Source organism: Ectopseudomonas toyotomiensis, assembly GCF_900115695.1.
Classification (GTDB): domain Bacteria; phylum Pseudomonadota; class Gammaproteobacteria; order Pseudomonadales; family Pseudomonadaceae; genus Aquipseudomonas; species Aquipseudomonas toyotomiensis.
Genome location: NZ_FOXK01000002.1, coordinates 154,421 through 173,888 on the forward strand (window position 1 = coordinate 154,421; position 19,468 = coordinate 173,888).

11 protein-coding genes are annotated in these 19,468 nt (G+C 63.3%); 7 read left to right on the plus strand and 4 right to left on the minus strand.

The annotated features are described in order from the left end of the window. The first annotated feature begins 42 nt into the window (after window positions 1–42). The 5 genes from BM186_RS03965 to BM186_RS03985 are packed head-to-tail and all read left to right on the plus strand — an operon-like array spanning window position 43 to window position 11,821. A complete protein-coding gene (locus BM186_RS03965) occupies window positions 43–2,079 on the plus strand; it encodes a methyl-accepting chemotaxis protein (RefSeq protein ID WP_072423455.1) in 2,037 nt (678 codons plus the stop codon). A 60-nt stretch (window positions 2,080–2,139) separates the two neighbouring features. Further along, entirely contained in the window at window positions 2,140–3,000 is an 861-nt protein-coding gene (locus tag BM186_RS03970; RefSeq protein ID WP_072423762.1) for a protein-glutamate O-methyltransferase, read from the plus strand. A gap of 25 nt (window positions 3,001–3,025) precedes the next feature. After that, a complete protein-coding gene (locus tag BM186_RS03975; protein ID WP_074913608.1) occupies window positions 3,026–10,324 on the plus strand; it encodes an Hpt domain-containing protein in 7,299 nt (2,432 codons plus the stop codon). Further along, window positions 10,321–11,340, plus strand: coding sequence for a chemotaxis protein CheB (locus BM186_RS03980; protein WP_074913609.1), 1,020 nt, complete (start codon window positions 10,321–10,323; stop codon window positions 11,338–11,340). The genes BM186_RS03975 and BM186_RS03980 overlap by 4 nt, the downstream gene beginning before the upstream one ends. A gap of 10 nt (window positions 11,341–11,350) precedes the next feature. Further along, window positions 11,351–11,821: a chemotaxis protein CheW gene (locus BM186_RS03985; protein WP_072423452.1), complete on the plus strand. Its 471-nt coding sequence runs from the start codon at window positions 11,351–11,353 to the stop codon at window positions 11,819–11,821. A gap of 78 nt (window positions 11,822–11,899) precedes the next feature. On the opposite strand, the gene BM186_RS03990 is transcribed toward BM186_RS03985, so the two are convergent. From BM186_RS03990 to BM186_RS04000, 3 genes are all read right to left on the minus strand, one after another. Continuing rightward, a complete protein-coding gene (locus BM186_RS03990) occupies window positions 11,900–13,381 on the minus strand; it encodes an alanine/glycine:cation symporter family protein (RefSeq protein WP_072423451.1) in 1,482 nt (493 codons plus the stop codon). 207 nt (window positions 13,382–13,588) lie between these two features. Beyond that, on the minus strand, window positions 13,589–14,314 hold the full coding sequence (locus BM186_RS03995) for a 16S rRNA (uracil(1498)-N(3))-methyltransferase (RefSeq protein WP_074913610.1): 726 nt from the start codon (window positions 14,312–14,314) through the stop codon (window positions 13,589–13,591). 106 nt (window positions 14,315–14,420) lie between these two features. Then, window positions 14,421–15,824 carry an adenosylmethionine--8-amino-7-oxononanoate transaminase gene (locus BM186_RS04000; RefSeq protein ID WP_074913611.1) on the minus strand — a complete coding sequence of 468 codons (1,404 nt, stop codon included), beginning with the start codon at window positions 15,822–15,824 and terminating at the stop codon, window positions 14,421–14,423. Between the two features lie 257 nt (window positions 15,825–16,081). On the opposite strand from BM186_RS04000, the gene BM186_RS04005 reads away from it, so the two are divergent. Then, complete coding sequence (locus tag BM186_RS04005; RefSeq protein ID WP_072423448.1) at window positions 16,082–16,627, plus strand: cytochrome b; 546 nt, start codon at window positions 16,082–16,084, stop codon at window positions 16,625–16,627. Between the two features lie 60 nt (window positions 16,628–16,687). Beyond that, on the plus strand, window positions 16,688–17,263 hold the full coding sequence (locus BM186_RS04010; protein WP_072423447.1) for a YceI family protein: 576 nt from the start codon (window positions 16,688–16,690) through the stop codon (window positions 17,261–17,263). A 184-nt stretch (window positions 17,264–17,447) separates the two neighbouring features. Here the strand turns inward: BM186_RS04010 and BM186_RS04015 are convergent, their stop codons facing one another. Next, on the minus strand, window positions 17,448–19,331 hold the full coding sequence (locus BM186_RS04015) for an RNA helicase RhlE2 (protein ID WP_074913612.1): 1,884 nt from the start codon (window positions 19,329–19,331) through the stop codon (window positions 17,448–17,450). Window positions 19,332–19,468: the final 137 nt, after the last annotated feature.

Here is a 19,468-nt window from a genome sequence, read left to right on the forward strand (position 1 = left end):
CATGGGAACCGTAGTGCGGTCGGTCCAGGCGGGGGCCAGAAAATGAAAAAATTCAATGCAGGTAATTTGTTGGTCGGAGCACGCAGCAGCACGCTGATCGCGGCGCTGTTCGTCGTGCTTATCGTCTCCATCGTGCTGTTGTTCGCGAACTTCGCCTACATCAACACCCAGTCCAACTACGATACCGAGTACATCAGCCACTCCGGTGAGCTGCGCGTACTGTCCCAGCGTATCGCCAACAACGCCACTGAGGCTGCGGCGGGCAAGGCAGAGGCATTCGGCCTGCTGCGTGCCGCGCGTAACGACTTCCAGCGGCGCTGGAGCTACCTGACCGATGGTGATGCCAATACCGGCTTGCCCCCGGCACCTGCTTCGGTGCAAGCGCAGATGGCTGCGGTGCAGCAGGACTGGGACAGCCTGCGGCAGAACACAGACGCCATTATTGCCAGTGAGCAGACCGTACTGTCGCTGCACCAGGTAGCCGCCACCCTGGCGGAAACCATTCCGCAATTGCAGGTCGAGTACGAAGAAGTGGTCGACATCCTGCTGGAAAGCGGTGCACCGGCTGCCCAGGTCTCTGTGGCCCAGCGTCAGTCGCTGCTGGCCGAACGTATTCTCGGCTCGGTGAACAAGGTACTGGCCGGTGACGAAGACTCGGTACAGGCCGCCGACATGTTTGGTCGTGATGCCAGCCTGTTCGGTCGCGTACTGGCCGCCATGCTCGAAGGCAACGCGGCGATGGAAATCAGCCAGGTGACCGACGAGGAGGCTCTCGAGCGTCTGGCCGAGATTTCCGAGCTGTTCGAATTCGTATCCGGTTCGGTGGACGAGATTCTCGAGACCTCGCCGGAACTGTTCCAGGTGCGTGAATCGGCCAGCTCCATCTTCACCGTTTCGCAGACCCTGCTGGACAAGGCGTCCGAACTGGCTGTCGGTTTCGAAGACCTGGCCTCGGGCCGTGCCATCAATACCCTGTTCGGCTACGTGCTGGGTGCCCTGGCGCTGGGTTCGATCATCCTCATCGGTCTGGTGATGGTGCGTGAGACCAACCGTCGTCTGGCCGAGACTGCCGAGAAGAACGAACGTAACCAGGCGGCGATTCTGCGTCTGCTCGACGAAATCGCCGACCTCGCCGACGGTGACCTGACCGTGGCCGCGACGGTAACCGAAGACTTCACCGGTGCCATCGCCGACTCCATCAACTACTCCATCGACCAGCTGCGTGACCTGGTAGCCACCATCAACCTGACCGCCGTTCAGGTAGCCGGTGCTGCGCAGGAAACCCAGGCCACGGCGATGCACCTGGCCGAAGCTTCCGAGCACCAGGCGCAGGAAATTGCCGGTGCCTCCGCAGCGATCAACGAGATGGCCGTGTCGATTGACCAGGTATCGGCGAACGCCTCGGAATCCTCCGCGGTAGCGGAACGTTCCGTAGCCATCGCCAACAAGGGCAACGAAGTCGTACACAACACCATCACCGGCATGGATAACATCCGTGAGCAGATCCAGGACACCTCGAAGCGGATCAAACGCCTCGGTGAATCGTCCCAGGAGATCGGTGACATCGTTAGCCTGATTAACGACATTGCCGACCAGACCAACATCCTCGCACTGAACGCCGCGATCCAGGCGTCCATGGCCGGTGATGCGGGCCGCGGCTTCGCCGTGGTAGCGGACGAGGTACAACGCCTCGCAGAACGTTCCTCGGCGGCGACCAAGCAGATCGAGGCGCTGGTAAAAACCATTCAGACCGACACCAACGAAGCCGTTATCTCCATGGAGCAGACGACTTCCGAAGTGGTTCGCGGTGCTCGCCTGGCGCAGGACGCCGGTGTGGCACTGGAAGAGATCGAGAAGGTATCGAAAACCCTCGCGGCTCTCATCCAGAACATTTCTAACGCCGCCCGTCAGCAGGCCTCTTCGGCCGGCCACATTTCCAACACCATGAACGTGATCCAGGAGATCACCTCGCAGACGTCCTCGGGTACCACCGCCACCGCCAAGAGCATTGGTAACCTGGCCAAGATGGCCAGTGAGATGCGCAAGTCGGTGTCCGGCTTCACCCTGCCAGACGCCTGATAAAGGAGTGCGGAGGCTGGCGGCAGCCTTCGCTACACAGCCATGACTCAGGGCGAAGGTATGCAGTCAGCGGGCGTTTGGGCATTGCGCCCGGTGGCCGATATGTCGCAAGCCGATTTTCACGACTGGCAGACGCTGCTCGAGGCGCGTACCGGTGTGGTGATCAGCGAGCAGCGGCGCGCCTTTCTGCAGACCAATCTGAGTGCGCGCATGCGCGAACTGGGCGTTACGGATTACGCCAGCTACTACCGTCAGGTCACCGACGGGCCGCGTGGCGCGGTGGAGTGGTCGACCCTGCTGGATCGTCTGACCGTGCAGGAAACCCGCTTCTTCCGTCACCCTCCGTCCTTCGAGGTGCTCTCGCAATACCTGCAGGAGCGGCTGGAAGCGGGCCTGGGCAAGCCCTGGGAGTTTTGGAGCGTGGGTTGCTCCAGTGGCGAAGAGCCTTACTCGCTGGCGATTCAGGCCGCGGAGGTTCTGCAAGGCAGCGAGTTGCCCGAACACTTCGCGGTGACCGGTACGGATATCAGTCAGGGCGCACTGAGCAAGGCACGCGAGGCGTGCTACTCGGCGCGACGCCTGGAGCAGGTGAGTGACGAGCTGCGCGAGCGCTACTTTCTCGCCCAGGCCGATGGACGCTTCAAGGTGGTACCGAGCCTGGCCGCGCGTGTGTGCTGCGCCAAGCTCAATGTGTTGGAACTGGCCAAGGCGCCGATGTCCGGCATGGATGTGATTTTCTGTCAGAACTTGCTGATCTATTTCCGCCGCTGGCGTCGCCGCGACATCCTCAATCGCCTGGCCGAAAGCCTGGCGCCGGGTGGCCTGCTGGTCGTGGGCGTGGGCGAAGTAGCCGGTTGGCAGCACCCGCAACTGGTGCCGGTGGCCGACGAGCGAGTTCTGGCGTTTACCCGCAAGGGATAAGGCCAAGTTTATGAGTGGAGTGGCTATGGGTGATCGGCATGATTATGTCGCCCTGGAGTGGGTCAAAGGCGAGATCGGGGAAACCCTGAAGCAGGCGCGGCAAGCCCTGGAGGCGTTCGTCGAGAACCCGCAGGACCCTACGCGCATGCGCTTCTGCCTGACCTACGTGCACCAGGTTCACGGCACCTTGCAGATGGTCGAGTTCTACGGCGCGGCTCTGCTCGCCGAGGAAATGGAGCAGTTGGCCAAGGCACTGATGGAAGGTCGCGTGGCCAACCAGGGCGAAGCCCTGGAAGTGCTGATGCAGGCCATTCTGCAACTGCCGGTGTACCTCGACCGCATCCAGACCGCTCGCCGCGACTTGCCCATGGTCGTGCTGCCGCTGCTCAACGATCTGCGCGCCGCCCGTGGCGAAAAGCTGCTGTCGGAAACCAGCCTGTTCTCCCCGGACATGTCCGCACGCCTGCCGGCGCTGCCGTCCGATAGCCTGGCACGCCTGCGTACCGCCGAGCTTCCGGTGCTGCTGCGCAAGCTGCGGCAGATGCTGCAGATGGCCCTGGTCGGCGTGATCCGCAATCAGGACCTGGCGACCAATCTCGGTTACATGGCGCGCGTCTTCGCTCGTCTGGAAACGCTGTGCAAGGACGCCCCGCTGGGCGGCCTGTGGCAGATCGCTTCCGGCATGGTCGAGGGTCTGGCCAACGGCAGTGTGGTCAACGGCACCTCCGTGCGTACCTTGCTGCGTCAGGTCGACAAGGAACTCAAGCGCCTGGTCGAGCAGGGTGCCGATGGCATCAACCAGCCCGCTAGCGACGAACTGACCAAGAACCTGCTGTTCTACGTGGCCAAGGCACCGGCGCAGTCGCCGCGTATTCGCGCCCTGAAGGAACAGTATCGCCTCGACGAAGCGCTGCCCGACAACGAAGTGGTGGATGAGGAACGTGCCCGTCTGGCAGGTCCCGACCGTGATGCCATGCGTTCTGTGGTGGCGGCTCTCTGCGAAGAGTTGGTGCGGGTCAAGGACAGCCTGGACCTGTTCGTGCGCAGCGATCGCAGTCAACCCAGTGAGCTGGACGCCCTTCTGGCGCCGCTCAAGCAGATCGCCGATACCCTCGCAGTGCTCGGTTTCGGCCAGCCGCGCAAGGTCATTCTCGACCAGATCGACGTCATTCACGGCCTGTCCCTCGGTCAGCGCGAGCCCAACGATGCCGTGCTGATGGACGTCGCCGGTGCGCTGCTCTACGTCGAAGCGACGCTGGCCGGTATGGTCGGGCCGAGCGACGACAGCAAGAACGAACAGAGCCACCTACCCACTACCGATGTGGCGCAGATTCATCAGTTGGTGATCAAAGAGGCGCGCAACGGTCTGGAACAGGCCAAGGACGCGATCATCGAGTTCATCGCCTCGCAGTGGAACCACGAGCATCTGGCACGTGTCCCCGGCCTGCTGACGCAGGTTCGTGGCGGCCTGGCGATGATCCCGCTGCAGCGCGCTGCCGACCTGCTCAATGCCTGCAATCGCTACATTCAGGAACAGTTGCTGGCGCGCAAGGCCGTGCCCAACTGGCAGAGCCTGGACACCCTGGCAGACGCCATTACCAGCGTCGAGTATTACCTCGAGCGTCTGGCCGAGGACCACGGTACGCAGGGCGACCTGATTCTCGATGTCGCCGAGGAGAGCCTGGAAGCACTGGGTTATCCGCTCAAGGAAAAACCGTCGATTCTCGACCGCGTCGAGCCGCAGGAGGAAAGCCTGGCGCCGCTGGCTGACCCGCTGCAAGAAATCGAACTGCTGGGTGCCGAGGACGAACAGCTCGAAGAGCCTCTCGCCGAGATCGAGCCGCTGGCCTTCGATTCGGTCGATGCACCTGACGAAGCCGTTGCCGAGCTGGAGCTGGTTGACATCGAGCCTGACCTGCCGGCAGTGAGCGAGAGCGCCGAGACCTTCACCTTCGAACTGGGCGAACTCGAAGAGCTGCCCAGTACGCAAAGCGAAGAGATCATTGCCGCACCGTTGTTCGACGCCCAGGCCGAGCCGGCCTTGGAGCTCGAAGAGCTGAGTCTGGAGCAACTGGCCGAAGCGAGTCAGTGGGATGAGCTGGAGTTGGCCGATCTGGAACTGCCGGAAGTCGAGCTGCCCAGCGCGCCGCACATCCAGGTCGAAGAGCCAGTGGCAGAGAAGCCGCTGTCAATGGCTGACGTGATGGCCGCACCGGTGCAGGCGATCAATCCGCCTGCCGCCGATGTCCCGCCGAGCCTGTTGCCGCCGCCGGCCGATGAAGAGCCGGTGGATGAAGAATTGCTGGAAGTCTTTATCGAGGAAGTCGGCGAGGTGCTGGAAACCATCGGCGAATACCTGCCGCAGTGGCAGGCCGATACCGATAACAAGGACGCGCTGATCGAAGTGCGTCGCGCCTTCCACACACTCAAGGGCAGCGGCCGCATGGTTCGCGCGCTGATCATCGGCGAGCTGGGCTGGTCCATCGAAAACCTGCTCAACCGCGTGCTGGACCGCAGCATCGAACCGAGTGCACCGGTGCAGCAGGTGGTGCTCGACGTAGTGGCGCTGATGCCGGCGCTGGTCGACGAGTTTGCCGCCAAGGCTCAGCGTCAGCGCGACGATGTCGATCTACTGGCGGCCACCGCGCATGCCCTGGCCAAGGGGCTGACGCCCCCAAAATCTGACGCCCCGGCCGCCCAGCAGGTAGCCGAGCCCGTGGGCGTTGACGGCGCTACCGAGGTCGTCGAGCAGGTCGAGTCGGTCTCCGACCAACCGCTCGATAGCGAGTCTCTCGACGGCGAGCCCCTCAATGGTGAGCCCCTTGACCCACAGTTGCTGGAAATCTTCCGCAACGAGGCGGAAACCCATCTGGATACCCTGGTGGGTTTTCTCGCCGATTGCGCCCAGGAGCTGCCGCAGCCAGTCACCGACGACCTGCAACGTGCCCTGCACACCCTCAAGGGCAGTGCCTATATGGCCGGCATTCTGCCGGTGGCAGAAATCGCTGCGCCGCTGGAGAAGCTGGTCAAGGAGTTCAAGACCAACCTGATTCAGGTGGATCTGGCGGCCGCCGAGTTGTTGAGCAGCGCCGAGGGCGTGTTCCGTATCGGGCTCGACAATCTTGAGACTCAGCCTCTGGCACCTATTCCCGGCGCCGAGGCATTGCTTGCCCGCGTCCAGGCGCTGCATCAGGAGCGTCTGGCCAGCGCCGAAGACGAGCGTATGGCGCAGAGCGGTGAAAGTCGCGATCCGCAGATGATCAGCATCTTCCTCGCCGAAGGCATGGACATCTTGCTGGACGCCGAGGACCTGCTGCGCAAATGGCGCGAGCATCCGTCTGAGCGCCAGGAGCTGTCTGCGCTGCTGGAGGAACTGACGACCCTCGGCCGTGGCGCCGAGATGGCCGAGCTGCCGCAGATCGACGAGCTCTGCGAGGCCCTGCTGGATCTCTATGGTGCCGTCGAGGAAGGCAGCCTGGCCGTCAGCGAACGCTTCTTCGACGAAGCGGAAAAGGCTCACGAAGCGCTGATCGGCATGATGGATCAGGTCGCTGCGGCCTTGCAGGTCAGCCCGCAACCCGAGCGCGTACAAGCGCTGCGTGAGCTGCTCAGCGAAGCCATTGATCCGCATACCCTGGCCTTGCTGGCGCCTGGCGCCGAGGGGCTGGAAATCATCGAGCTGGACCAGGCCACTGCCGAGCTGGAGCAAGCTGAGGCCGAGCCGGTGCAGTGGCAAGAGACGCCCACCGAACCGGCAATCGTCGATGACGCTGGCCAGGAGTTGCAGGCCGAGGCCGAACTGGGCTTCAGCCCTGTTGACGCCGACCTCGATGAGGAAATGGTCGAGATTTTCCTCGAAGAGGCTGTGGATATTCTCGACAGCGCCGGTCAGGCGCTGGAGCGCTGGCTCAGTGAGCCGGACAACACCATGCCGTTGTCCTCCCTGCAACGCGACCTGCACACCCTCAAGGGCGGTGCGCGGATGGCCGCGATTCGCCCGATTGGCGATCTTGGGCACGAACTGGAGTCGCTCTACGAGGGCCTGGTCGACCGCCGTTACAACTATTCACCAGCGCTGGGCAACCTGCTGCAGCAAAGCCATGATCGTCTGGCGCAGATGCTCGATCAGTTGCAGGCCCGCCAGCCGCTGGTTTCTGGTGACGACCTGATTCAGGCAATTCGTCAGTTCCGCCAGGGTGGCACGCCGCAGAGTCTGTCGGCCGCAGTGGCTCAGGTTGAACCGGCGCTGGACGACGAGCTCGCCGAGTCGATCGAAGCGGTGGAGCCCGATAGCTTCGAGCTGCCGCCTCTGGCACTGGTCGAAGACGAAATCGTGCTCGACGAAGCGCCACAGGCAGAGCCTGAGGCAGAGTTGCCGCTGATCGACGAAGTCGAGCTGGTGTTGCCCGAGGACGAACTGCCGCCTCTGGCTGAGGCTATCGTCGAGCCAGAGCCAGAGCCAGAGCCAGAGCCAGAGCCAGAGCCAGAGCCACAAGGCACGCTGGCCAACTGGCATGAAGAGCGCGATCCCGAGTTGGTGGAAATCTTCCTCGAGGAAGGTTTCGACATCATCGACAGTGCCGGTGCCGCTCTGCAGCGCTGGATGGGCGACGTCGACAACAGTCTGGAGCTGGAAGCCCTGCAGCGTGACCTGCACACCCTCAAGGGTGGTGCGCGCATGGCCGAGATTCGTGAAATCGGCGATCTGGCCCATGAGCTGGAGTTCCTTTACGAGGGGCTGGGTGGCGGTCGCCTGCGAGCCAGTCAGGAGTTGTTTACCCTGCTGCAGGCCTGCCACGACCGTTTGGCCGAGATGCTCGAAGCCGTGCGTGGTCAGCGCGCGGTGCCGCAGGGCCATGCCCTGATCGAGACGATCAAGCGCTTTCGTGCCAACCCTGACGAGCAGTTGAGCATGCCGTCGGCAGTCCACCTCAGGGCGGTGGTCGAGAGCGATGAAGCCGAAGAGGCTGACAGCGACATCCTCGATATCTTCCTGGAAGAGGGCGATGACCTGCTCGAAGCGATGGAGGCGGCGATCGGGCGTTGGGAAGAACAACGTGATGATGTCAGCGCCATCGACGAGATGCTGCGCACGCTGCACACCCTCAAGGGCGGTGCACGCCTGGCCGGACAGAAGCGCCTTGGCGATCTGAGCCACGACCTGGAGCAGCATCTCAGCGAGGCGCTGCAGCAGGGGGCACCCTGGCCGGAAAGTCTGCTGCTCGATGTGCAGTCCGGTTTCGAAGGACTGCAGAACGAGCTCGATGTGCTGCGCCAGCGCCTCAGCGCCAGCCTCGGCGATGAGCCGGTAGTTGCCGAACCAGCAGCAGCGCCTGCGAACAATCTGCTCAACCCGATCATTGCTGCCAGTGACGTGCCGACCCAGTTGCAGGCACCGAAGGTGCTGCCGTTCGTGAAGCGTGCGCAGGAGGCAGCACTGGAGGCGGCATCCCGCCGCGCGCCACAGGAGCTGGTCAAGGTACCAGCGGAGCTGCTCGAAGGTCTGGTCAACCTGGCCGGTGAGACCTCGATCTTCCGTGGCCGTGTCGAGCAGCAGGTGAGCGATGTCGGCTTCACCCTGAGCGAGATGGAAGCGACCATCGACCGCGTGCGTGACCAGCTGCGCCGTCTCGACACCGAGACCCAGGCGCAGATTCTCAGTCGCTATCAGGCCGAGGCCGAACGCGCCGGTTATGAAGATTTCGACCCGCTGGAGATGGACCGCCACTCACAACTACAGCAGCTGTCTCGTGCGCTGTTCGAGTCGGCCTCGGATTTGCTCGATCTGAAGGAAACCCTGGCGGCGAAGAACCGCGACGCCGAGACCCTGCTGCTGCAACAGGCGCGGGTCAACACCGAGCTGCAGGAAGGTCTGATGCGCACCCGCATGGTGCCGTTCGATCGTCTGGTGCCGCGTCTGCGCCGCATCGTGCGTCAGGTGGCGGGTGAGCTGGGCAAGCAGGTGGAGTTCGTCGTCGGCAACGCCGAGGGGGAAATGGACCGTACCGTGCTCGAGCGCATCGTCGCGCCTCTGGAGCATATGCTGCGTAACGCCGTCGATCACGGCATCGAGCCCACTGCCGTGCGCCGCGACGTCGGCAAGCCGGAAACTGGCACCATTCGTCTCAATCTCGGTCGTGAGGGCGGCGATATCGTTCTTACCCTGGACGATGACGGCGGTGGTATTCGCCTTGAGGCCGTGCGGCGCAAGGCTATCGAGCGTGGGCTGATGGACGCCGACAGCGATCTGAGCGATCACGAGATCCTGCAGTTCATCCTCGAGGCGGGTTTCTCCACTGCCGAGAAGGTCACGCAGATTTCCGGTCGTGGTGTCGGCATGGACGTGGTGCACTCGGAGGTCAAGCAGCTTGGCGGCTCGATGAGCATCGACTCGGCGCTGGGTAAGGGTACGCGCTTCACCATTCGTCTGCCGTTCACCGTGTCGGTCAACCGTGCACTGATGGTGTACTCCGGCGAAGACCTCTATGCCATCCCGCTGAACACCATCGAAGGTATCGTGCGGGTGTCGCCGTTCGAACTGGAGGCCTACTACGCGCCGGATGCGCCGCGTTTCGAGTACGCCGGACAAGCCTACGAACTGAAGTACCTGGGCGATCTGCTGAACAACGGTCAGCAGCCCAAGCTGGTGGGCCAGAGCCTGCCGCTGCCGGTGATCCTGGTGCGTTCCAGTGAGCACGCCGTGGCGGTGCAGGTGGACAGCCTGGCCGGTTCGCGCGAGATCGTGGTGAAGAGCCTCGGCCCGCAGTTCGCCGGGGTGCACGGGATCTCCGGTGCAACGATCCTCGGTGACGGCCGCGTGGTGGTGATTCTCGATCTGCTGGCGACCATTCGTGTGTTGCATGCACATCTGCAGAATCAGTTGATGCCGCGCCTGGCTTCGCGTCAGGCTGCGGCCAATGAAGAGGTCGAGGCCGACCGGCCGCCGCTGGTCATGGTGGTGGACGACTCGGTCACCGTGCGCAAGGTTACCAGCCGTCTGCTTGAGCGTAATGGCATGAACGTGGTCACCGCCAAGGATGGGGTCGATGCCATCGCCCAGCTTCAGGACCACAAGCCTGACATCATGCTGCTGGACATCGAGATGCCGCGCATGGACGGCTTCGAAGTGGCCACGCTGGTGCGCCACGATGAGCGCCTCAAGGATCTGCCGATCATCATGATCACGTCGCGTACCGGCGAGAAGCACCGCGAGCGGGCCATGTCCATCGGCGTCAATCAGTATCTCGGCAAGCCTTATCAGGAATCTTTGCTGCTCGAAACCATCGCTCAGTTGGTGGATAGCCATCGGGTCAAACGGACATGACAGACAAAACCTCCGCGCGTATCGCAGTAATCGCCGACACCTCGCTGCAGCGCCACGTGCTGCAGCAGGCATTGGCCGGTGGCGGTTATCAGGTGGTGCTCAACAGCGACCCGACGCGGCTCGACGAGGAGCAACTGGTAGCCTGCGAGACCGACCTGTGGTTGGTGGACCTGGCCCAGTCGGAAGATTCGCCGCTGGTCGACAGCCTGCTAGAGCGCGTCAGTGCCCCGGTGCTGTTCGGCGAGGGCCATGCCCCCGAGCGCCATTCGGAGAACTACCCGCGTTGGGAGCGCAGCCTGTTCGGCAAGCTCAAGCGCCTGGTCGGCGATCCGACCCAGGCCGTCGGGCCGAGCCTGCAGGCACTGCTCGACGAAGCGCAGCGCCCGGCGCGTCTGGAACTGCCGCAAGCACTGGCCGACACGCCGCTGAAAGCTGGCGAACCGGCCCGTCAGGTATGGCTGCTGGCCGCCTCGCTGGGCGGTCCGGCGGCGGTCAAGGCATTTCTCGATGCCCTGCCGGGTGGCCTGCCCATCGGTTTCATCTACGCACAACACATTGATGCCAGCTTCGAGGCCGTGCTGCCACAGGCGGTCGGTCGGCACAGTCAGTGGCACGTCAACTCGGCACGTCATGGCGATCCGGTGCGTTGTGGTGAGGTGGTGGTGGTGCCGATCAGCAACGAGCTGGGCTTTGCCGAAGACGGCGCGATGCAGATCGCCGAACGCGGCTGGCCGGAGCCCTACAGTCCTTCCATCGATCAGATGATGCTCAACCTGGCGCAGCAGTTCGGTGCCCAGTGCGGCGTGATCGCGTTCAGCGGCATGGGCAGCGATGGCAGCGCCGCCGCCGCCTACGTCAAACGCCAGGGTGGCGTGATCTGGACCCAGCGCGCCGACAGCTGCGCCAGTCCGAGCATGCCCGACAGCCTGCGCGAAGGCGGTTACAGCAGCTTCAGTGCCGACCCGCGTGAGCTGGCCGTGGCGCTGGTCAATCACCTCGCCGAACATTGCAGTTGAGGACGTTTCAATGAGCCAAGCCGTCGCCACCCAGAACAGCGCCGCCAGTCTCACCGGCTTGCTGGTGCCTCTGGCCGACCGCACCCTGCTGCTGCCCAACGTGGCGGTGGCGGAGCTGATCCCCTATCGCGCACCGCAGGTCACTGAAGGCACTCCCGACTGGTTTCTCGGCCAGATCGCCTGGCGTGATCTGCGCTTGCCGCTGCTCTCCTTCGAGGCCGCCAGCGGCGGCCAAGTGCACGTCGCCAGTGGTGCCCGCGTTGCGGTGATCAACGCTCTGGGCGGCCGCCCCAAGGTCAAGTTCATCGCGCTGCTGGTGCAGGGTATTCCGCGCTCGCTGAAGGTCGGCAGTGAGCTGCAAGGCGCTGATGTCGAGCTGGCGCCTCTGGAGCTGGGCGCAGCGCGCGTTGGTGATGAGGTGGTGCGTATTCCCGATCTGGCCGCACTGGAGCAACTGCTCGCCGATGCCGGCCTGATCTGAACCGACCCGGCGCGATCACCTCGCCCATGAAAAAGCCCCGGCACTGGCCGGGGCTTTTTCGTTACTGCTGTGCGGCTATCAGCGCTGCGGTTGCTGCGCTTCGCCGTTCTCCGCAGTCAGGTTCTCTTCCGAGGTGCTGCTGCCCCAGTAGTCGGCATTCTTGATGCCGAGCTTTTCCGGGTGGAAGACCGGGTCCTTGCCCTCGTCCAACTGCTGCTCGTAATCCTTCAGGCACTTGTAGGCGACCTTGTGCATGAGCAGGATGGCGATGATGTTCAGCCAGGCCATCAGGCCGACGCCGAGATCACCCAGGTCCCAGGCGAAGGTGGCAGTGTGCACGGTGCCGTACACGGTAGCCGCGATGATGCCGAACTTCAGCAGCAGGGTGAGGACGGGACGCTTCACCTTGCGGTTGATGTAGGCAATGTTGGTTTCGGCGATGTAGTAGTACGCCAGGATGGTGGTGAAGGCGAAGAAGAACAGGGCGATGGCAACGAAGGCGTTACCGAAGCCGGGCATCATGTTCTCCATCGCGGTCTGCACGTAGCCCGGGCCGGCTGCTACGCCAGCGATACCGGTGAACATCGCGCTGCCATCCGGTGCCTGCACGTTGTACTGACCAGTGATCAGCAGCATGAAGGCAGTGGCGGAGCAGACGAACAGGGTGTCGATGTAGACCGAGAAGCCCTGAACCAGGCCTTGCTTGGCCGGGTGGCTGACAGCGGCGGCCGACGAAGCGTGCGGACCGGTACCCTGTCCTGCTTCGTTGGAGTAGACACCGCGCTTGACGCCCCACTGGATGGCCATGCCGACGATGGCGCCGAAACCGGCTTCGAGGCCGAAGGCGCTCTTGACGATCAGCAGTACGACTTCCGGCAGCTTCTCGATGTTCAGCAGGATGATGACCATCGCTACCAGGATGTAGCCCAGCGCCATGAACGGTACGACCACCTGGGTGAAGTGGGCGATACGCTTGACGCCGCCGAAGATGATCAGGCCGATCAGTACGGCCAGCACAGCGGCAGTCACGTTCGGGTCGATACCGAAGGCGGTATTCACGCTGGAGGCGATGGAGTTGGCCTGTACGCCTGGCAGCAGCAGGCCGCAGGCGAACACGGTAACCACGGCGAACAGCCAGGCGTACCATTTCAGACCCAGGCCACGCTCGATGTAGAAGGCCGGACCGCCACGGTATTCACCGTTGAGCTTTTCCTTGTAGACCTGACCGAGGGTGGACTCGACGAATGCCGAGCTGGCGCCGAGGAACGCCACCATCCACATCCAGAACACGGCACCCGGACCACCGAAGGTGATCGCAGTGGCCACACCGGCGATGTTGCCGGTACCGACGCGACCAGCGAGGGTCATGGTCAGTGCCTGGAAGGAGGTGATGCCATGTTCATCGGTTTTGCCGGTGAACATCAGGCGAATCATTTCTTTGAAGTGGCGAACCTGTAGAAAGCGGCCGCGCAGGGAGAAGTAGAGACCAACGCCAAGACATAGATAGATCAGCGCCGGGCTCCAGACCAGACCGTTTAGGGTCGAGACCAGTTCGTTCATGCAATGCTCCTGGGCATGCGGCCGCCTTTTGGGCGGGGCCGAAGCCCGTTGATTTGTTATTGGAAGAGGAACGACGCTGCGGGGCGCCGGCCTCGGCCGCGCGCAGGTTGCTGGTGAGCGGGTCGCGCGAGCGGCGCGCAGAGCATGACAAAGACAGCCAGTCTTGCAATCTCTTGAGGTCACATTTTGTTACGCCAAGGCGACATTTTACGCCTGGAGGTCGCCCCAGAGCTGTTGGGCGACGCTCAGCGCCACCACGGGGGCCGTTTCCGTGCGCAGAACGCGTGGTCCCAGGCGGGCGGCATGGAAGCCGGCGTCCTTGGCCTGATCCACTTCTGCTTCGCTCAAACCGCCTTCCGGGCCGATCAGAAAGGCCAGGCTGTTCGGTTTGTCGTGGCTTTGCAGGGGGGCGGCGACCGGGTGCAGCACCAGCTTCAGGTCGGCTTCGGTTTGTTGCAGCCAGGCTGCCAGTTCCAGCGGTGGGTTGATCAGCGGCAGCACCGAGCGGCCGCATTGCTCGCAGGCACTGATCGCTACCTGGCGCCAGTGGGCCATGCGCTTGTCGGCGCGTTCGTCCTTCAGGCGTACCTCGCAGCGCGCCGAGACAATCGGTGTGATCTCCGCTGCGCCAAGCTCGGTGGCTTTCTGGATGGCCCAGTCCATGCGTTCGCCGCGCGACAGGCCCTGGCCGAGGTGGATGCGCAGAGGGGATTCGGCCTGGCCGTCGAGCGCTTCACGCAACTCCACCCGCACTGCCTTCTTGCCTACCTCGATCAGCTCGCCCAGATACTCGCGGCCGCTGCCGTTGAACAGTTGCACCGCGTCGCCTGCGGCGTGGCGCAGCACGCGACCAATGTAATGAGCCTGAGCCTCGGGCAGCTCGTGTTGGCCGAGTGAGAGCGGGGCGTCGATAAAAAAGCGGGAAAGGCGCATATGAGGCAGCTACAAGCGGCAAGTTTGAGGCGGCAAGTTTAAAGCGATGGTGCGCGCGGCGCACCCTACGGGAAGGGCGCCGCTTGCTCCATGCGCACCAGGCTCGTTAACCCGGATCGCGATGATCGGGATAGCGATTATCCACCGCCACGCTGATCGACTCACGGGTGGCGATGTCGATGCCCTCGCTGGCCACCTCGGCGAGAAAGTCGATTTCCTCGGGGGTGATCACGTAGGGCGGCAGGAAATACACCACGCTACCCAGTGGGCGCAGCAGCGCGCCGCGTTCCAACGCGTGCTGGTAGACGCGCAGGCCACGCCGTTCCTGCCAGGGGTAGGCTGTCTTGCTGGCCTTGTTCTGCACCATCTCGATGGCCAGGGCCATGCCGGTCTGGCGCACTTCGGCCACATGCGGGTGTTCGGCCAGGTGCGCGGTGGCACTGGCCATGCGTGCCGCCAGGGCCTTGTTGCGCTCGATCACATCGTCATCACGGAAGATGTCCAGGGTCGCCAGCGCGGCGGCGCAGGCCAGCGGGTTACCGGTGTAGGTATGCGAGTGAAGGAAGGCGCGCAGGGTGGCGTAGTCGTCGTAGAACGCGCTGTAGACCTCATCGGTGGTCAGCACCGCGGCCATCGGCAGGTAACCACCGGTCAGTGCCTTGGACAGCACCAGGAAATCCGGGGTGATGCCGGCCTGCTCGCAGGCGAACATCGTGCCGGTGCGGCCGAAACCGACGGCAATCTCGTCATGGATCAGGTGCACGCCATAGCGGTCGCAGGCCTCGCGCAAAAGCCTGAGGTAGATCGGGTGGTACATGCGCATGCCGCCGGCGCCCTGGATCAGCGGCTCGACGATCACGGCTGCGACCTCATGATGATGCTCGGCCAGCGTCTGTTCCATATGGGCGAACATGGCGCGTGAGTGTGCCTCCCAGCTCAAGCCTTCGGGGCGCAGGTAGCAGTCCGGGCTGGGCACCTTGAGGGTGTCCAGCAGCAGGGGTTTGTAGGTGTCGGTGAACAGCGACACGTCGCCCACCGACATCGCTGCGACCGTTTCGCCGTGATAGCTGTTGCTCAGGGTGACGAAGCGCTTCTTGCTCGCTTGGCCGCTGTTGAGCCAGTAGTGGAAGCTCATCTTCAACGCCACTTCGATGCCTGAGGAACCGTTGTCGGCGTAGAACACCTTGTTAAGGCCTGCCGGGGTGATCTGCACCAGGCGCTCGGAGAGCTCGATGACCGGTTGGTGGGTAAAGCCGGCGAGCATCACGTGCTCGAGACTGTCCAGCTGCTCGCGAATACGCGCGTTGATGCGCGGGTTGGCGTGGCCGAACACATTGACCCACCAGGAGCTGACCGCGTCCAGGTAGCGCTTGCCGTCGAAGTCCTCCAGCCATACGCCTGAGGCCTTGCGAATCGCCACCAGTGGCAGGCGCTCGTGATCCTTCATCTGGGTGCAGGGGTGCCACAACACGTCGAGGTCGCGTTGCATCCAGCGGTCGTTCAGGCTCATGCGAAATCTCCCAGGGTTCGGCGGCACAGCCTACCAGAAGCCGCCAGTGAGACGTGGTCGCTGCCGCTGGTCTGGTGCAGTGCACCGTCCGTTCTGCTGCTGATGAACTCTGCAACGAGCGCGTTGAACTAAACTGGTCGGCGAAAGGAAGCTGAAATGAAAGATCGCATTTCTCGATGTTTCATAGCGAAATTTTCCGCTTTAAATCGATATATTTGTCGTTAGTCTTGCTCGGAACTGAATTAGGGAAGCATCCCATGCAATGGCGCAATACCTCTGTTCGTTATGGTCTGGTCAGCGTCGTGCTGCATTGGCTGGTGGCGTTGGTCGTGTTCGGTCTGTTCGCCCTCGGCTTCTGGATGGTGGGGCTCAGCTACTACGACCCGTGGCGCCAGAGTGCACCTGACCTGCACAAGAGCATCGGCATCCTTTTGTTTGCCGTGATGTTGCTGCGTGTGTTGTGGCGCCTGTGCAGCCCAGCGCCGGCAGCCCTGGCCAGCCATGGCCGGCTCACACGCCTGGCTTCCAAGCTGGGTCATGGCGTGCTCTATCTCGGTCTGTTCGGTGTGATGGTCTCCGGCTACCTGATTTCCACCGCCGATGGCCGCGGGATCGAGGTGTTTGGCCTGTTCAGCGTACCGGCAACCCTGACTGGCATACCCCAACAGGAAGACATTGCCGGGACGATCCACGAATACCTGGCCTGGGGTCTGGTGATTTTCGCCGGCCTGCATGGCCTGGCCGCTCTCAAACACCATTTCATCGACCGCGACAGCACCCTGCTGCGGATGTTCGGGCGCTGAAGCACTTCATAACCGGGCCAAGGCCCATCTAGATCGACAACCTCGCAAGGAGAACACCCCATGTTGAAGAACGCCCTCGCTGCACTGGTTCTGGGCTCCGCTCTGATCGGCGGCCAGGCCATGGCGGCCGATTACGCCATCGACAAGCAAGGCCAGCACGCCTTCGTCAATTTCAAGATCAGCCACCTGGGCTACAGCTGGCTGTACGGCACCTTCAAGGACTTCGACGGCACGTTCAGCTTTGATGCCGCCAACCCCGAGGCCAGCAAAGTCAACGTGACCCTGAAGACCGCCAGCGTCGACACCAACCATGCCGAACGTGACAAGCACATCCGCAGTGCCGACTTCCTCAATGCGAGCAAGCACGCTACTGCCACCTTCGAATCCACTTCGGTCAAGTCCACTGGCGAAGGCACTGCCGACGTGACCGGCAACCTGACCCTGAACGGCGTGACCAAGCCGGTAGTGATCGCTGCCAAGTTCATTGGCGAAGGCAAGGACCCGTGGGGCGGTTACCGTGCCGGCTTCGAAGGCACCACTACCCTGACGCTGAAGGACTTCGATATCTCCATGGATCTCGGCCCGGCTTCGCAAACCGTCGAGCTGATCATTTCGGTCGAAGGCATTCGTCAGTAAGAAAAGCGGCCGCTTGCGGCCCAGCTGATGACCTTCTCCCATTTAATGGGAGAAGACGACTGCAAGGATGCAGGAGCTAAAGCCGAGGGGGTCCAAAGGGCGGGAGAGGGTTGTTTCAGTTCATCCCCCTCTGCACCATGAAAAACGCCACCCCATGGGGTGGCGTTTTCGTTGGCGCGGCAGCTTACTCTTCGCGGTTACGCGTCAGTAGCGCCGGCTTTTCGCTGCGTGGACGAGTGCTGTTGCTCAGTTCGTCGAGCTGCTCGGCGCTGGGGAAACGATCCAGGCGCGAGCCCTTGTGCACGATGATCGGCTGCTTTTCGCGCGGGTTGCGCACGGCCGCTTCGGCGCGTGGCAGCTCGTCGCGATCCAGCGAGGTGATGCGACCGTCCGCCGGTCGGCCACGGCCACCGCCGTTACGCCCCTGGCCGCCTTGGCGACGATTCTTGCCGGGGTTGCCTGGGTTGCCGCCAGCGTTGCTGCGGGGCTGCCTGTTGTTGCTGTTGGCTCTCTGGCCTTGGCCCTGAGCAGCGCCATTGCCAGCCGACCCACCGCCTGAGCGACGGCCGCGACCTTGTGGCTTGTTCTGCACTGGTACGTAATCGGCACGGTTGCCGAAATTATCGATTTCGTCGTCGAGGAACTCTTCCGGGTCGCGATCTGGAGGCAAGGGTGGAATGGCCGGCGCTGCGCCACGACTCTGGCTGCGCGACTGCTGACCACGGCGGTTCTGGCCCTGACCCTGTTGTTGCGGCTTGGCTTTCTGGTCCTTGCCGCTGTCCTTGCCCTTGTCTCTGCGCCCACCGTTGTTGCGCTCACCCTTGGGTTTGTCGCCGCCCTGGGCGTTCTGCGCCTTGGCTTGCTTCTGCCCGCGCGGCTGGCGCGGTTCGCGGGTTTCCGGGCGCTCGGCCTCGACGGTGCTGGCGTCGAAGCCCAGCAGATCGCCGTCGGGGATCTTCTGCTTGGTCATCCGCTCGATGCTTTTCAGCAGCTTCTCTTCGTCCGGCGCGACCAGCGAGATGGCCTCGCCGCTACGGCCGGCACGGCCAGTACGGCCGATGCGGTGAACGTAGTCTTCCTCGACGTTGGGCAGCTCGAAGTTGACCACATGCGGCAGTTGGTCGATATCCAGGCCGCGTGCGGCGATATCGGTGGCTACCAGGATACGTACCTGGTTGGCCTTGAAGTCGGCCAGGGCCTTGGTGCGGGCATTCTGGCTCTTGTTGCCATGGATCGCGGCAGCCGGCAGACCATGCTTGTCGAGGTACTCGGCCAGGCGGTTGGCACCGTGCTTGGTGCGGGTGAACACCAACACCTGTTCCCAGGCGCCCTGGGTGATCAGGTGGGCGAGCAGGGCGCGTTTGTGGCTGGAGGCCAGGCGGAACACGCGCTGTTCGATGCGTTCGACCGTGGTGTTTGGCGGCGTGACCTCGATGCGCTCGGGGTTGTGCAGCAGCTTGCCGGCCAGGTCGGTGATGTCCTTGGAGAAAGTGGCCGAGAACAGCAGGTTCTGGCGCTGTGCCGGCAGTTTGGCCAGCACCTTCTTGACGTCGTGGATGAAGCCCATGTCGAGCATGCGGTCGGCTTCATCGAGCACGAGGATTTCGACATGGGACAGATCGATGGCCTTCTGATTGGCCAGGTCGAGCAGGCGGCCGGGGCAGGCCACAAGCACGTCGACACCCTTGGCCAGGGCCTGGACCTGCGGGTTCATGCCAACGCCGCCGAAAATGCAGGCGCTGACGAATTTCAAATCGCGGGCATAGACCTTGAAGCTCTCATGCACCTGAGCGGCCAGTTCGCGGGTGGGTGTCAGCACCAGCACGCGCGGTTGTTTCGGGCCGTGACGTTGTTCGCGATCCGGATGACCGCCTGGAAACAGGCGTTCGAGGATCGGCAGGGCGAAACCGCCCGTCTTACCTGTACCCGTCTGGGCCGCCACCATGAGATCGCGACCTTGCAACACGGCGGGAATAGCCCGCTGTTGCACCGGAGTGGGCTGGGTGTAGCCGGCGGACTCGACCGCACGGACTAGAGCCTCGGAGAGACCGAGGGAGGCAAAGGACATGAGCAATCCTGTACTAAGTGAGGGCGTGGCCCTGGGGGTGTAGAGCCTGGCTTGAATCACGCGTGGGGGGCGTGATCCCGTCCGGTACTGCTGGCTTCTGGGAGCTAGCATCCGGGCGCAAGCCTGGCGGGAAGCCC

What these genes read in the sequence shown, in the direction of transcription:
- BM186_RS03965 (WP_072423455.1), top strand. Translation starts at nt 43, where the DNA reads ATGAAAAAATTCAATGCAGGTAATTTGTTGGTCGGAGCACGCAGCAGC.
- BM186_RS03970 (WP_072423762.1), top strand. Translation starts at nt 2,140, where the DNA reads ATGCAGTCAGCGGGCGTTTGGGCATTGCGCCCGGTGGCCGATATGTCG.
- BM186_RS03975 (WP_074913608.1), top strand. Translation starts at nt 3,026, where the DNA reads ATGGGTGATCGGCATGATTATGTCGCCCTGGAGTGGGTCAAAGGCGAG.
- BM186_RS03980 (WP_074913609.1), top strand. Translation starts at nt 10,321, where the DNA reads ATGACAGACAAAACCTCCGCGCGTATCGCAGTAATCGCCGACACCTCG.
- BM186_RS03985 (WP_072423452.1), top strand. Translation starts at nt 11,351, where the DNA reads ATGAGCCAAGCCGTCGCCACCCAGAACAGCGCCGCCAGTCTCACCGGC.
- BM186_RS03990 (WP_072423451.1), bottom strand. Translation starts at nt 13,381, where the DNA reads ATGAACGAACTGGTCTCGACCCTAAACGGTCTGGTCTGGAGCCCGGCG.
- BM186_RS03995 (WP_074913610.1), bottom strand. Translation starts at nt 14,314, where the DNA reads ATGCGCCTTTCCCGCTTTTTTATCGACGCCCCGCTCTCACTCGGCCAA.
- BM186_RS04000 (WP_074913611.1), bottom strand. Translation starts at nt 15,824, where the DNA reads ATGAGCCTGAACGACCGCTGGATGCAACGCGACCTCGACGTGTTGTGG.
- BM186_RS04005 (WP_072423448.1), top strand. Translation starts at nt 16,082, where the DNA reads ATGCAATGGCGCAATACCTCTGTTCGTTATGGTCTGGTCAGCGTCGTG.
- BM186_RS04010 (WP_072423447.1), top strand. Translation starts at nt 16,688, where the DNA reads ATGTTGAAGAACGCCCTCGCTGCACTGGTTCTGGGCTCCGCTCTGATC.
- BM186_RS04015 (WP_074913612.1), bottom strand. Translation starts at nt 19,331, where the DNA reads ATGTCCTTTGCCTCCCTCGGTCTCTCCGAGGCTCTAGTCCGTGCGGTC.